9 protein-coding genes and 1 pseudogene are annotated in these 13,273 nt (G+C 70.9%); 8 read left to right on the forward strand and 2 right to left on the reverse strand.

Going from position 1 to position 13,273, the window contains the following annotated elements; translation table 11 throughout:
- Window positions 1–90 precede the first annotated feature (90 nt).
- Window positions 91–1,425: an OFA family MFS transporter gene (locus WBG99_RS04000; RefSeq protein WP_338895000.1), complete on the reverse strand. Its 1,335-nt coding sequence runs from the start codon at window positions 1,423–1,425 to the stop codon at window positions 91–93.
- 236 nt (window positions 1,426–1,661) lie between these two features.
- Here WBG99_RS04000 and WBG99_RS04005 point away from each other — a divergent pair.
- The 6 genes and pseudogenes from WBG99_RS04005 to WBG99_RS04030 all read left to right on the forward strand — a co-directional run bounded on the left by WBG99_RS04005 (window position 1,662) and on the right by WBG99_RS04030 (window position 9,036).
- A pseudogene (locus tag WBG99_RS04005) lies at window positions 1,662–2,031 on the forward strand (2-dehydropantoate 2-reductase N-terminal domain-containing protein).
- Window positions 2,028–3,947, forward strand: coding sequence for a molybdopterin-dependent oxidoreductase (locus WBG99_RS04010; RefSeq protein ID WP_338895001.1), 1,920 nt, complete (start codon window positions 2,028–2,030; stop codon window positions 3,945–3,947). The pseudogene WBG99_RS04005 and the gene WBG99_RS04010 overlap by 4 nt, the downstream one beginning before the upstream one ends.
- Before the next feature lie 8 nt (window positions 3,948–3,955).
- On the forward strand, window positions 3,956–5,788 hold the full coding sequence (locus WBG99_RS04015) for an NAD(P)H-dependent oxidoreductase subunit E (RefSeq protein WP_338895002.1): 1,833 nt from the start codon (window positions 3,956–3,958) through the stop codon (window positions 5,786–5,788).
- Window positions 5,785–6,645, forward strand: a complete 861-nt coding sequence (locus WBG99_RS04020) for a 2Fe-2S iron-sulfur cluster-binding protein (protein WP_338895003.1) — start codon at window positions 5,785–5,787, stop codon at window positions 6,643–6,645. The genes WBG99_RS04015 and WBG99_RS04020 overlap by 4 nt, the downstream gene beginning before the upstream one ends.
- An 8-nt stretch (window positions 6,646–6,653) precedes the next feature.
- Window positions 6,654–7,517 carry a formate dehydrogenase accessory sulfurtransferase FdhD gene (gene fdhD, locus WBG99_RS04025; RefSeq protein ID WP_338895004.1) on the forward strand — a complete coding sequence of 288 codons (864 nt, stop codon included), beginning with the start codon at window positions 6,654–6,656 and terminating at the stop codon, window positions 7,515–7,517.
- A gap of 277 nt (window positions 7,518–7,794) precedes the next feature.
- Window positions 7,795–9,036 carry a hypothetical protein gene (locus WBG99_RS04030; RefSeq protein WP_338895005.1) on the forward strand — a complete coding sequence of 414 codons (1,242 nt, stop codon included), beginning with the start codon at window positions 7,795–7,797 and terminating at the stop codon, window positions 9,034–9,036.
- On the opposite strand, the gene WBG99_RS04035 is transcribed toward WBG99_RS04030, so the two are convergent.
- Complete coding sequence (locus tag WBG99_RS04035; RefSeq protein ID WP_338895006.1) at window positions 8,975–10,015, reverse strand: bile acid:sodium symporter family protein; 1,041 nt, start codon at window positions 10,013–10,015, stop codon at window positions 8,975–8,977. The genes WBG99_RS04030 and WBG99_RS04035 overlap by 62 nt on opposite strands.
- A 157-nt stretch (window positions 10,016–10,172) precedes the next feature.
- On the opposite strand from WBG99_RS04035, the gene WBG99_RS04040 reads away from it, so the two are divergent.
- On the forward strand, window positions 10,173–11,039 hold the full coding sequence (locus WBG99_RS04040) for a LysR substrate-binding domain-containing protein (RefSeq protein WP_338895007.1): 867 nt from the start codon (window positions 10,173–10,175) through the stop codon (window positions 11,037–11,039).
- Window positions 11,040–11,302: 263 nt separating this feature from the next.
- Complete coding sequence (locus tag WBG99_RS04045) at window positions 11,303–13,129, forward strand: AMP-dependent synthetase/ligase (RefSeq protein ID WP_338895008.1); 1,827 nt, start codon at window positions 11,303–11,305, stop codon at window positions 13,127–13,129.
- Window positions 13,130–13,273: the final 144 nt, after the last annotated feature.

The following is a 13,273-nucleotide window of genomic DNA, read 5'->3' on the forward strand; positions in this document are numbered from 1 at the left end:
AATTGCGTGGCCTTTCGTACGAGTTCGTACAGTCCGTAACCGAGCGGCACCCCCACCCACACCCAGGCGAAGAGGATCAACGGTCGCCGGTCAGGCGGATTCGGGCTGCTGTCGCTCGACGACATCGGTTGCCTTTCTCGGGGCGGGGATGTGGAAGCGGGGGTGGACGGGCCGGACCAGTTCGTTGGCGACGAAACCGATCACGAGCAGCCCGATCATGATGAAGAAGGACAGGCCGTAGAGGTCGGGGCCGGACCTGCCCGCCTCCTCCTGCCGGTCCGCGATCCAGTTGACGATCAGCGGACCGAGGACACCGGCGGTGGACCAGGCGGTGAGCAGCCGGCCGTGGATGGCGCCGACCTGGTGGGTGCCGAAGAGGTCCTTCAGATAGGCGGGGATCGTGGCGAAGCCGCCGCCGTAGAAGGACAGGATCACCAGGGCGCAGACGACGAACAGCGGCTTGGAGGCGTCCCCGAACTGGGCGATCAGCAGGTACATCAGCGCGCCCACGCCCAGGTAGACGCGGTAGATGTTCTTGCGTCCGATCAGGTCGGACGTCGACGACCAGGTGATACGGCCCGCCATGTTGGCCGCGGAGAGCAGCGCGACGAAGCCGGCGGCCGCGGTGACGGAGACCGGGGTGGAGGAGTCGGCGAAGAAGTCCGTGATCATCGGGGCGGCCTTCTCCAGGATGCCGATACCCGCGGAGACGTTCATGCAGAGGATGACCCACAGGCACCAGAACTGCGGGGTGCGGACGGCGTCGCGGGCGGAGACCTGCGGGCCCTCCAGGACGCTCGGTCCGCTGTCGACCGGCTTCGTCGAACGCGGCACCCGGACGAGCAGCACGCCCAGCAGCATGAACACGGCGTACGCCAGCCCGTGCACCAGGAAGGCGAGGGCGATGCCGGAGGAGTCGGCACCGAAGGACTCCAGCATCTGGGCGGACCACGGCGAGGCGATCAGCGCGCCGCCTCCGAAGCCCATGATCGCGATGCCGGTGGCCATGCCGGGCCGGTCGGGGAACCACTTGATCAGGGTGGAGACGGGTGAGATGTAGCCGATGCCGAGGCCGATGCCGCCGACGAAGCCGTAGCCGAAGACGATCAGCCAGTACTGCTCGGTGGCCGCGCCGAGCGAGGAGAGCAGGAAGCCGGAGGAGAAGCAGATCAGCGCCACGGTCATCGCCCAGCGCGGTCCGTTGCGCTCGACGAGCGTCCCGCCGAACGCGGCGGACAGGCCGAGCATGACGATGCCGAGTTGGAAGGGCAGCGCGCTCTGCGTGCCGCTGAGGCCCAGCGCGGATTCGAGCGGAGGCTTGAAGACGCTCCAGGCGTAGGCCTGCCCGATGGAGAGATGTACGGAGAGTGCTGCCGGGGGAACGAGCCAGCGGCTCCAGCCCGGGGGTGCGACGGGGGGACTCATGATCCCGGACGGTAGGGAGCGGCAGTCGAGTTGAGAAAGCGGCCCGTCGGCCGTATGCGGTGAGCGGTATCCCCCGAGCGCCGAACGGTCGCTCCTCGGCCGACTTCATGCCCGCGTAATGCCTTGTTCGGCCGCTGCGCGAACCCTTGCCGGGCTTATTTCCATACTGTAGACAATATTTCGTCGACAGAGTTCAGCAGTTCCTCGGTACCCTCGACGAACGGAGCTCCCTCGCCATGAAAGTCGCAGTTCTCGGCGCCGGTGCGATCGGTGCCTATGTCGGCGCCGCGCTCCACCGCGCGGGCGCGGACGTGCATCTCGTCGCCCGTGGACCGCATCTGGCGGCCACGAGGCGGGACGGGGTGCGTCTGCTCAGCTCGCGCGGGGACTTCACCGCCCGCGCCCAAACGGCGGATGACCGCCGCCGAACGCGTCGGCGACCACCGCACCTCCACACTCCAGGACCTGGAGCGCGGCAAGCCGCTGGAACTCGACGTCCTGCTCGCGGCGGTCGTCGAGCTGGCGGACGTCACCGGCGTCGAGGTGCCCACCCTGCGCACCGTCCACGCCATCTCGGACCTGCTCGCCCTGAGGAGCGCCGCATGAGGAAACGGCAACCGAAGACCTACACCAGGCTCACCCACCCGCTGGTACGCGACTCCCGCGACGAGCCCTTCCGGCAGGCGACCTGGGAGGAGGCGCTGGACCGAGCCGCCCGCGGCATCGAACGCAATCGCGGTGCGTTCGGGATGTTCTCCTGCGCCCGCGCCACCAACGAGATGAACTACGTGGCGCAGAAGTTCGCGCGCGTCGTCATGGGCACCAACAACGTCGACTCCTGCAACCGCACCTGTCACGCGCCGAGCGTCGCCGGCCTCTCGGCCGCGTTCGGCTCGGGCGGCGGCACCTCCTCGTACGAGGAGATCGAGCACACCGACGTCATCGTGATGTGGGGCTCCAACGCCCGCTTCGCCCACCCGATCTTCTTCCAGCACGTGCTGAAGGGGATACGGAACGGCGCCCGGATGTACGCGGTCGACCCCAGGCGGACCTCCACCGCCGAGTGGGCGGAGAGCTGGCTCGGCCTGAACGTCGGCACCGACATCCCGATGGCACACGCGATCGGCCGCGAGATCATCCACGCCGGCCTCGCCAACGAGGCGTTCGTCGAGCGGGCGACCACCGGCTTCGAGGAGTACAAGGCACTCGTGGAGCCGTGGACGCTGTCGCTCGCCGAGAAGGTGACGGGCGTACCGGCCGCCGCCATACGGCAGTTGGCGCACGCCTACGCCCGTGCCGAGCGCGCCCAGCTCTGCTGGACCCTCGGCATCACCGAGCACCACAACGGCACGGACAACGTCCGCGCGCTCATCAACCTGTCGCTGCTGACCGGCCATGTGGGCCGCTACGCCTCCGGGTTGCAGCCCCTGCGCGGCCAGAACAACGTCCAGGGCGGCGGCGACATGGGCGCCATCCCCAACCGGCTGCCCGGCTTCCAGGACATCCTCGACCCGGCGTCCCGGCTGAAGTTCGAGTCGGCGTGGGACACCGTCATCCGGCCGCACCACGGGCTGAACCTGACGGAGATGTTCGAGGCCATGGAAGAGGGCTCGCTGACGGCCGTGTACTGCATCGGGGAGAACCCCGCGCAGTCGGAGGCGGACAGCGGGCAGGCCGTACGGCGTCTGTCGGGGCTCGACTTCCTCGTCGTCCAGGACATCTTCCTGACCAGGACCGCCGAGTTGGCGGACGTCGTGCTGCCCGCGACCGCCGGGTGGGCGGAGACGGAGGGGACTACCACCAACAGCGAACGGCGGGTCCAGCGCGTGCGCAGGGCGGTCACGCCGCCCGGTGAGGCCCGCGAGGACATCGACATCATCTGCGACCTGGCCGGGCGACTGGGACACGAGTGGAAGTACGCCGACGCCGAGGCCGTCTGGAACGAGCTGCGGTCGGTGTCGCCGGACCACTACGGGATGACGTACGACCGCCTGGAGGAGCACCAGGGCATCCAATGGCCCTGCCCGGACCCGGACAAGCTCGAACCGACCTACCTGCACGGCCGGTTGTGGGAGACGGACCCGGCCAGGCGGGGCAGGCTCGCGCCCTTCGGGATCGTCCGGCACGATCCGCCGGTGGACCTGACGGACGAGCGGTTCCCGATTCGGCTCACCACCGGGCGGCGGCTCGACTCGTACAACACCGGGGTGCAGAGCGGCGGTTTCGCCTCGCCGCTGCGGCGCGGGGAGTACGTCGAGCTGTGCCCGGAGGACGCGGAGCGCTACGGCGTCGTGGTGGGCGAGGAGGTCCAGGTGTCCTCGCGGCGCGGGTCCGTGGTGGCGCCGGTGTGGATCGACCCAGCGCTGCGGCCCGGCCTCGCCTTCATGACCATGCACTTTCCCGACGAGGTCGACACCAACCAGCTGACGATCGAGGCGAACTGCCCGATCGCGGGGACGGCGGAGTTCAAGGCGTCGGCGATCCGGATCGAGAAGCTGCCCGTCACAGCCGTGAGGAGCTGAGACAGGACATGGATCTGCACTTCGGTGACAGCAAGCCCACGGACGAGGAGAGGGCGGCCGTCGACGCGCTGCTCGGGCCGCCCGAGTCCTCCTGGGAGGGCGCTGCCCGCGATGAGACGAGGGCCGCCGATCTGCGGTGGGCGCGAGGTGGCCGGGAGGCTCGGGAGCGCCGTGACCTGCTGTTACCGGGGCTGCACGCGGTCAACGACCGGATCGGCTGGATCAGCGGGGGCGCGCTTGACTATCTGTGCCGGCGGCTGACGGTGCCGCCGGCCGAGGCGTACGGCGTCGCCACGTTCTACGCGATGTTCTCGGTCCGGCCGCGTCCCGCCACCGTGCTGCACGTGTGCACGGACCTGGCGTGCGCGGCGGCAGGGTCGGCGGACCTGTGCGCGGGGGTCGAGGCGCGGCTGGGGATCGGGAGTGGGGTGAGAGTGGAGCGGAGTCCGTGTCTCGGGCTCTGCGAGCGGGCCCCGGCCGCCCTCGCGATCAAGGCCGGGGATCCGGTGCGTACGGCCGTGGCGGCGCCGGCGACCGTCGAGGCGGCCGTGCTCGCCGCGAGCGCGCCCGACTCGGCGGACGAGGAGCCCCCGGCTGCCATGGCGGTCCCGCAGGCGGGAGAACCCGGGCTCATCCTCCTCTCCCGCACGGGCGTCGTCGACCCGGCCTCCCTCGACGACTACCGCGCACACGGCGGCTACACGGCCCTCCGCCGCGCCTTCGCGCTCGGCCCCGCCGGGGTCATCCGGGAGGTCACCGACTCGGGCCTCGTCGGGCGCGGCGGCGCCGCCTTCCCCGCCGGCCGGAAATGGCAGGCCACGGCGTCCCGGCCCGACCATCCGCACTACGTCGTCTGCAACGCGGACGAATCCGAGCCGGGCACCTTCAAGGACCGCGTGATCATGGAGGGCGACCCGTTCGCCCTGGTCGAGGCGATGACGATCGCGGCATACGCGACCGGCGCGCACGAGGGCTACCTCTATCTGCGGGGCGAGTATCCACGAGCCCTGCACCGCCTGGAACACGCCATGGCCCAGGCCCGCGACCGCGGACTGCTCGGCGACGACGTCCTCGGCCAGGGCTACGCCTTCGACATCGAGATCCGCCGGGGAGCGGGCGCCTACGTCTGCGGCGAGGAGACGGCCCTCTTCAACTCCATCGAGGGATACCGGGGCGAGCCGCGCTCGAAGCCGCCGTTCCCCGTGGAGAAGGGCCTGTTCGGCAAGCCGACGGTGGAGAACAACGTCGAGACGCTGGTGAATGTCCTGCCGATCCTGACGATGGGCGCCCCGGCGTACGCCGCGATCGGCACGGCGAAGTCCACCGGACCGAAGCTGTTCTGTGTGTCGGGCAGCGTGGACCGGCCCGGCGTCTACGAGGTGCCCTTCGGGGCGACGCTCGGCGGTCTGCTGACACTCGCCGGCGTACGCGACGGTCTGCGGGCCGTCCTCCTCGGCGGCGCGGCCGGCGGCTTCGTACGCCCCGACGAACTGGACGTGCCCCTCACCTTCGAGGGGACACGGGCGGCGGGCACGACGCTCGGTTCGGGGGTGGTGATGGCCTTCGACGACACGGTTCCGCTGCCCCGGCTGCTGCTGCGGATCGCGGAGTTCTTCCGGGACGAGTCCTGCGGGCAGTGCGTGCCGTGCCGGGTGGGGACCGTGCGGCAGGAGGAGGCGCTGCACCGGCTCGTCGAGCGGTCGGGCGCGGCGGCGGCCGGTGACATCGCGCTGCTCAGGGAGGTCGGCCGCGCCATGCGGGACGCCTCGATCTGCGGTCTCGGGCAGACCGCGTGGAACGCCGTGGAATCCGCCATCGACCGTCTGGGGGCGTACGAATGACCGTGATCCCGCTCGGAGTGCCGCGTCGCCTCCTGGAGTTCACCCTCGACGGGCAGCCGGCGCGAGCCCCCGAGGGCTCGACGATCCTCGACGCGTGCCGGGCCGCCGGCAAGGACGTCCCCACCCTCTGCCAGGGCGACACGCTCACCCCGAAGAACGCCTGCCGGGTCTGTGTCGTCGAGGTCGAGGGGGCCCGGGCCCTCGTCCCGGCCTGCTCCCGCGAGGCCGAGCCCGGTATGGAGGTGAGGACGGACACCGAGCGCGCCCGGCACAGCCGCAGGATCGTCCTCGAACTCCTCGCGTCGTCGGTCGACCTGGCCACGACCCCGCGGGCCGCCGAGTGGATCAAGGAGTACGAGGCGAAGCCGGACCGGTTCGGCCCGGACGCGGCCCGGCTGAACGAGGAACCCAGGATCGACAACGAGCTGTATGTGCGGGACTACGACAAGTGCATCCTGTGTTACAAATGCGTGGACGCCTGCGGGGACCAGTGGCAGAACACGTTCGCGATCTCCGTCGCGGGCCGTGGCTTCGACGCCCGGATCGCCGTCGAGCACGACGCGCCGCTCACCGACTCGGCGTGCGTGTACTGCGGAAACTGCATCGAGGTCTGCCCGACGGGCGCGCTGTCCTTCAAGTCGGAGTTCGACATGCGGGCGGCGGGCAGCTGGGACGAGTCGGCGCAGACGGAGACGACGACGGTGTGCGCGTACTGCGGTGTGGGCTGCAACCTCACACTCCACGTGCAGGACAATGAGATCGTGAAGGTCACCTCGCCGCACGACAACCCGGTGACCCACGGCAACCTCTGCATCAAGGGCCGCTTCGGCTACCAGCACGTACAGAACCGGGACTGAGACACGACATGGGACGAGTCACGGAACGACGCAAGGTGATCCGCGTCCGGGACGGTGTGGTCTCCACCCGCCCGGACACGCTCGTCGCCGAGGAGCCCCTGGAGATCCGGCTGAACGGCAAGCCGCTCGCGATCACCATGCGCACGCCCGGGGACGACTTCGCGCTGGCGGCCGGCTTCCTGGTGAGCGAGGGCGTACTCGCCGAGCAAGCCGACCTGCGGAACATCGTCTACTGCGCGGGGGCGACGGCGGACGGGTCGAACACGTACAACGTGGTCGACGTGAAGACGGCCCCCGGGGTCGTCGTCCCCGACATCACGCTCGAACGGAACGTGTACACGACGTCGTCCTGCGGGCTGTGCGGCAAGGCGTCACTGGACGCCGTCCGTACGACCGCGCGGTGGCCCGTCGACGACACGCACGGCGGTGACGCTCCTCCGGTCCGCCTCGCACCCGAACTCCTCGCGAGCCTCCCCGACCGGCTCCGCGCGGCCCAGCGGGTGTTCGACCGGACCGGGGGGCTGCACGCGGCGGCCCTGTTCAGCGAGGAGGGCGAGCTGCTGGACGTACGGGAGGACGTGGGGCGGCACAACGCGGTGGACAAGCTGGTGGGGCGTGCCGTGCAGAGCGGGTCGCTGCCCCTGTCGCGGGCGGTGCTGCTGGTGTCGGGGCGGGCCTCCTTCGAGCTGGCGCAGAAGGCGGTGATGGCGGGGATCCCGGTGCTGGCGGCGGTGTCGGCGCCGTCGTCGCTGGCGGTCGACCTGGCGGCGGAGACCGGGCTGACCCTGGTGGGGTTCCTGCGGGGCGCCTCCATGAACGTGTACGCGGGTGAGCACCGCATCGCCCTGCGGGCCGCGGCCGCCCAGGGCTGACCGGCGCTCCCCGCGACACGGCGGCGGGGCCCCACCGGCGGGGAGCGCCCCCTGCGCCGGCGGGCTCCGCCGGTCGACCGCCGGGTACGGGCCGTTGGTCCACCGGTCGCGTTGCCGAGCGCGGGTGGGCAACCACGCACGACACGCACCCGCCGACGAACCCGAACGCCCCAGACTCTCTCGCGAGACACGCCCCGACCGACGCGGGGTTCCCGCGAGCCCCTGAACCTGTGTCTGCCCATGGACCGGGTGGGCGCAGGCCACTAACGTCCCTCCCGTGCCCGACGACGCAGGAGCACGACAGCGGACGGGGGCCGGACCGGTCCTGATCCTGGCCCTGGTCCTGGCCCTCGCCGCCGTGCTGCTCGTCGCCCTCCCGGACGACGACCGGGAGGGCGGCGCCACCTGCACGGCCCGTACGGTCCGGGGCTGGGACCCGGACGCGTCCCTGACCGGCGAGTTCACCCGGTACGGCGACGACGCGACCCGCACCGACGACTGGACCGGCGGTGACGGCACCCATTCGGTGCGCCTCCCGGACGGACGGGTGCTGTGGCTGTTCTCGGACACCTATCTGGGCCAGGTGCACGCCCCGCCCAACCCGGTCGGCGAATCCGTGGCCTGGCGGGACGTGTCGACCCCTCTGGTGCGCAACTCGGCCGTGGTGATGTCCCGTTCGGGCCGTCTGGAGTCCACGCTCCCGGCGCCGGTCTTCCCGGACCCGGCACCGCAGCAGTGGCGCTGGCCGGTGGCCGCCCGGGTCGAGCCGCGTTCCCCCGGCTCCTCCGAGCAGGTCGTACGGGTGCTGTTGTGGACCCGTACGACGGGGCAGTCACCGTGGATCTACGGGGTGCCGACGGCGACCGAGGTCGCGACGCTGTCGCTGCCCGATCTGCGGCTGGAGGGGATCACGACGGTGCTGGACCAGGGGTCGGTCGCCGATCCGGCCCGGCGGGTGCTGTTCGGCACGACGGCCGTGGACGCGGGCGACTGGACGTACGTCTTCGGCGGCACCGACGCCCAGGCGGCCTCCCGGCCGACCTCCCACGCGTATGTCGCCCGGGTGCCACGCGGCCGGCTCGGGGAGCCGGGGGCCTGGGAGTACTGGGAGGGTGCGCGGTGGGCGGTGCGGGGGCGGCCGGCGGCGGTGCTGGGGAACGGAGCGGACAAGGGGGTGGGCAGCGCGTTCACCGTCGTCCGCGACGGTCGTACGTATGTGCTGTTCACCATGGCCGCCGGCGCGGAGGGGCTGACGACCGTCACCGCCTACTGGGCCTGCTCCCCCACCGGGCCGTGGCACGGGCCCACCAAGGCTTTCCGTCCGCCGTTGCCGGCCGACGCCGACAACGCCGCGGCGTACAATCCGCAGGCGCACAAGGCGGTCGGCGACGGGCGGCTGGTCCTCAGCTACGACGTCAACTGGCTGGACACCGACGCGGCCTCGGCACAGCTGAACATCACGCGGAACGTGTCCCTGTACCGGCCGCGGTTCGTATCGCTTCGTCTCGCTGCCCCGTGACCGCCGGCTCCACCGGGTCCTTGGCGCGGCGCTTGGCGATGACCGCGCAGACCATCAGCTGCATCTGGTGGAACAGCATCAGCGGCAGCACGGCGAGGGAGGCCTCGGGGCCGAACAGGACGCTCGCCATGGGCAGTCCGGAGGCGAGGGACTTCTTGGAACCGGCGAACTGGATGGCGACGCGGTCCGCCCGGTCGAAGCGGAGAGCCTTGGCGCCGTACCAGGTGAGCAGCAGCATCACCGCGAGCAGGACGGCCTCGACGACGAGCAGTCCGACGAGTCGCAGCGGGCTGACCTGGCTCCAGATCCCGCGCACCATGCCCTCGCTGAAGGCGACGTAGACGACGAGGAGGATCGAGCCCCGGTCGACGAGGCCGAGGATCTGCTTGTGCCGGGTGATGAAGCCGCCGATCCAGCGGCGGGTGAGCTGCCCGGCGAGGAACGGCACCAGCAACTGGAGCACGATCTTCAGCAGCGAGTCCGCGGAGAAGCCGCCGACCCTGCCGCCCAGCAGGCTCGCCGCGAGCAGCGGGGTGATGACGATGCCCGCGAGGGAGGAGAAGGAGCCCGCGCAGATCGCGGCGGGCACATTGCCCCGGGCCATCGAGGTGAAGGCGATCGACGACTGGATGGTCGAGGGGACCAGGGTGAGGAAGAGCAGACCGGTGTAGAGGGAGTGGTTCAGGAACACCGGTTCGAGACCGCGGGCGGCCAGGCCCAGCAGTGGGAAGACGACGAACGTGCAGGCCAGCACGGTGACGTGCAGTCGCCAGTGCCGGAGGCCGGCCAGGGCCTCGCGGGTGGAGAGACGGGCGCCGTAGAGGAAGAAGAGGAAGGCGATCGCGGCCGTGGCCGCGCCCGACGCGACCTCGGCGGCCGTACCCCGCGCCGGGAGGAGAGCCGCGAGGCCCACCGTCCCGAGCAACAGCAGGATGTACGGGTCGATCGGCATCCAGCTCGGCCACTTCAGGCGTTTCACGGTGCTCCACGTGCGTTCGGTGAGAGGTGCGTTCGATGGGGGATGCGCGGGGCCCGGAGAGCCCCTCTCCATCGTCCCCCTCGGACCCGTGATCGGGAATCCCGCATACCACTCTGACTGTGATCGCATACTGCGATAAGCGGGTAGGGTGGCGGCCGTGTACGACCCCGCCCATCTGCGGACCTTTCTCGCCGTGGCCCAGACGCTGAGCTTCACGCAGGCCGCCCGGCGGCTGGGGCTGCGCCAGTCCACGGTCAGCCAGCACGTACGCCGCCTGGAGGACGCGACCGGGCGGCAGCTGTTCTCGCGGGACACGCACTCGGTGGAACTGACCGAGGACGGCGAGGCGATGCTCGGTTTCGCCCGGCGGCTGCTTGAGGTGCACGAGCAGGCGACGGCGTTCTTCACCGGGACCCGGCTGCGCGGGCGGCTGCGCTTCGGCGCGTCGGAGGACTTCGTGCTGACCCGGCTCCCGGAGATCCTGGAGGCCTTCCGGTACGACCATCCGGAAGTGGACCTGGAGCTGACCGTCGAACTGTCGGGCACGCTGCACGAGCGGCTCGCGGCGGGCAAACTCGACCTGGTACTGGCGAAAAGGCTCCCCCGGGACCCGCGCGGCGAACCCGTCTGGACGGACCGCCTGGTGTGGATCGGCGCGGAACGGCTCCGCCTCGACCCCGACCGCCCGGTCCCCCTGATCATCTATCCACCGCCCGGTATCACCCGCGTCCTGGCCCTGGAGGCACTGGAGCGGGAAGGCCGCGCGTGGCGCGTCGCCTGCACCAGCGGCAGCCTCAACGGCCTCGTCGCCGCCGCACGCGCGGGGCTCGGTGTGATGGCTCATTCTCGTCGCCTGGTACCCCCCGGTCTGGTCCGGATCCCGGAACGGGCGGGGCTGCCGGAACTCGGCGAGGTCGACTTCGTCCTCGTCCACGGCCGGCGGCCGGGAGCCGCGTCGAGCGCGGCGGACGCCCTCGCGGCGGCGATCCTGTCCGGCGGAGACCGGCTGCACGGCCCGGCGTAGGGCGGCGCACCCCAGAACCCTGCCGTGTCCGAACCCGCACGCACCGCAACCGGGGCGTGCGGGTTCGGTGGAGATTACGGTCCCGAAACTTACTCGCACATCAGAAGTTGGCGCCGGAAACATCCCTGAATACAGGCATTCTCCGGCGCCTCCTCGTGCCGTGGGTCCGTATGCGTCCCCTCCACAATTCTCCACAACCCTCCCGCCCGTTCTCCCGGTGAGGTAGCTTTCACGCGCTGTGCGGAGCGCCACGAGGAGCGGGTTTGCGCGAGTTCACCAACCCCCCGTTGGCGTCGGCGCCGCCGGTGGGCGGCCTGGCCGACGTCGTCTTCGAGTACGCCCAGGAGGACCCGACGTACATCGCGCTCGGCCGCAAGGACGAGCGGGGCGTGTGGCGCGACGTGACCTCCGCCGAGTTCCGCGACGAGGTGCTGGCGCTGGCGAAGGGCCTGCTGGCGCAGGGCGTACGGTTCGGCGACCGGGTCGCCATCATGTGCCGGACCCGTTATGAGTGGACCCTCTTCGACTACGCCCTGTGGACCGTCGGCGCCCAGGTCGTCCCCATCTACCCGACCTCCTCCGCCGAGCAGGTCTTCTGGACGCTGTACGACTCCCAGTGCACGGCCGCCATGGTCGAACACGAGGACCACGCGATGACCATCGCGACCGTCATCGACCGGCTGCCCCAGCTGCACCGGCTGTGGCAGCTGGACGCGGGCGCGGTGGAGGAGTTGTACGAGTCGGGCGCGCACCTCGACGACGAGGTGGTCCACCGGCACCGGCGGGCGGTGACCCCCGAGTCGATCGCGACGATCATCTACACGTCCGGCACGACCGGTCGCCCCAAGGGCTGTGTGATCTCGCACGCCAACTTCACGGTCGAGGCGGACACGGTCATCGAGCGCTGGGCGCCGCTGTTCGAGTCCCGCAGGGGCGACGAGGCGGCGACGCTGCTGTTCCTGCCGCTCGCGCATGTCTTCGGGCGGATGGTGCAGGTCGCCGGCATCCGCGGGAAGGTGAAGTTCGGTCATCAGCCGCAGCTCAACGCGGCCGTTCTGCTGCCCGATCTCGCCGCCTTCAGGCCGACCTTCTTCCTCGCGGTGCCGTACATCTTCGAGAAGGTCTTCAACGCGAGCCGGCGCAAGGCCGAGCGGGAGGGCAGGACCGGTCCGTTCGAGAAGGCCGTCGAGGTCGCCGTGAAGTACGCGGACGCGGTGGAGTCGAAGGCGTGGGGCATCGGCCCCGGCCCGTCGGCGGGGCTGCGGATGCAGCACCAGTTCTTCGACAAGATGGTCTACGGCAAGATCCGGGAGGCGATGGGCGGCCGGATCAAGTACGCGATGTCCGGCGGCTCGGCGATGGACCGGCGGCTCGGACTGTTCTTCGCGGGCGCCGGCGTCCATATCTTCGAGGGGTACGGACTGACGGAGTGCACGGCCGCCGCGACGGCCAACCCGCCGGAGCGCACCCGCTACGGCACCGTCGGCCAGCCCATCCCGGGCATGACCGTGCACATCGCGGAGGACGGCGAGATCTGGCTGCGCGGCCCCAACGTCTTCCGGGGCTACCTCAACAACCCCAAGGCCACCGACGAGACCCTGCACGACGGCTGGCTCGCCACCGGCGACCTGGGCTCCCTCGACGAGGACGGCTATCTCACCATCACCGGGCGCAAGAAGGAGATCCTGGTGACCTCGGGCGGCAAGAGCGTCTCCCCCGCGATCCTGGAGGAGCGGGTACGCGATCATCCGCTGGTCGCCCAGTGCATCGTCGTCGGCAACGACCGTCCGTACATCGCCGCCCTCGTCACCCTGGACGGGGAGGCCGTCGAGCACTGGATCCAGATGCGCGGCAAGGCGAAGCTGTCACCGGCCGAGCTGGTGCGCGATCCGGAGCTGGAGACCGAGGTGCGGCGAGCGGTGGTCGCCGCCAACACCCTGGTCTCGCAGGCCGAGTCGATCCGTACGTTCCGCATCCTGGCGCACCAGTTCACCGAGGAGCACGGCCTGTTGACGCCGTCGCTGAAGCTGAAGAGGAAGGCGATCGAGAAGGCGTACGCCACCGAGGTGGAGGCGCTGTACCGGGCGTGAGCGGACAGGGTGCGCGGGGCCCGGTGGCGGCCACACGCCACACGAGCTGATAGCCGCGCAGGTTCCCGAGCGGGAAGGTGGTGGTTCCGCAATGGTCCAGGCCGACAGTCCTGGACCGCCGGGATCGTTTCCGGCCAATCTGCG

It is taken from the genome of Streptomyces sp. TG1A-60 (genome assembly GCF_037201975.1).
Taxonomy (GTDB): domain Bacteria; phylum Actinomycetota; class Actinomycetes; order Streptomycetales; family Streptomycetaceae; genus Streptomyces.

What these genes read in the sequence shown, in the direction of transcription:
- WBG99_RS04000 (WP_338895000.1), bottom strand. Translation starts at nt 1,425, where the DNA reads ATGAGTCCCCCCGTCGCACCCCCGGGCTGGAGCCGCTGGCTCGTTCCC.
- WBG99_RS04010 (WP_338895001.1), top strand. Translation starts at nt 2,028, where the DNA reads ATGAGGAAACGGCAACCGAAGACCTACACCAGGCTCACCCACCCGCTG.
- WBG99_RS04015 (WP_338895002.1), top strand. Translation starts at nt 3,956, where the DNA reads ATGGATCTGCACTTCGGTGACAGCAAGCCCACGGACGAGGAGAGGGCG.
- WBG99_RS04020 (WP_338895003.1), top strand. Translation starts at nt 5,785, where the DNA reads ATGACCGTGATCCCGCTCGGAGTGCCGCGTCGCCTCCTGGAGTTCACC.
- fdhD (WP_338895004.1), top strand. Translation starts at nt 6,654, where the DNA reads ATGGGACGAGTCACGGAACGACGCAAGGTGATCCGCGTCCGGGACGGT.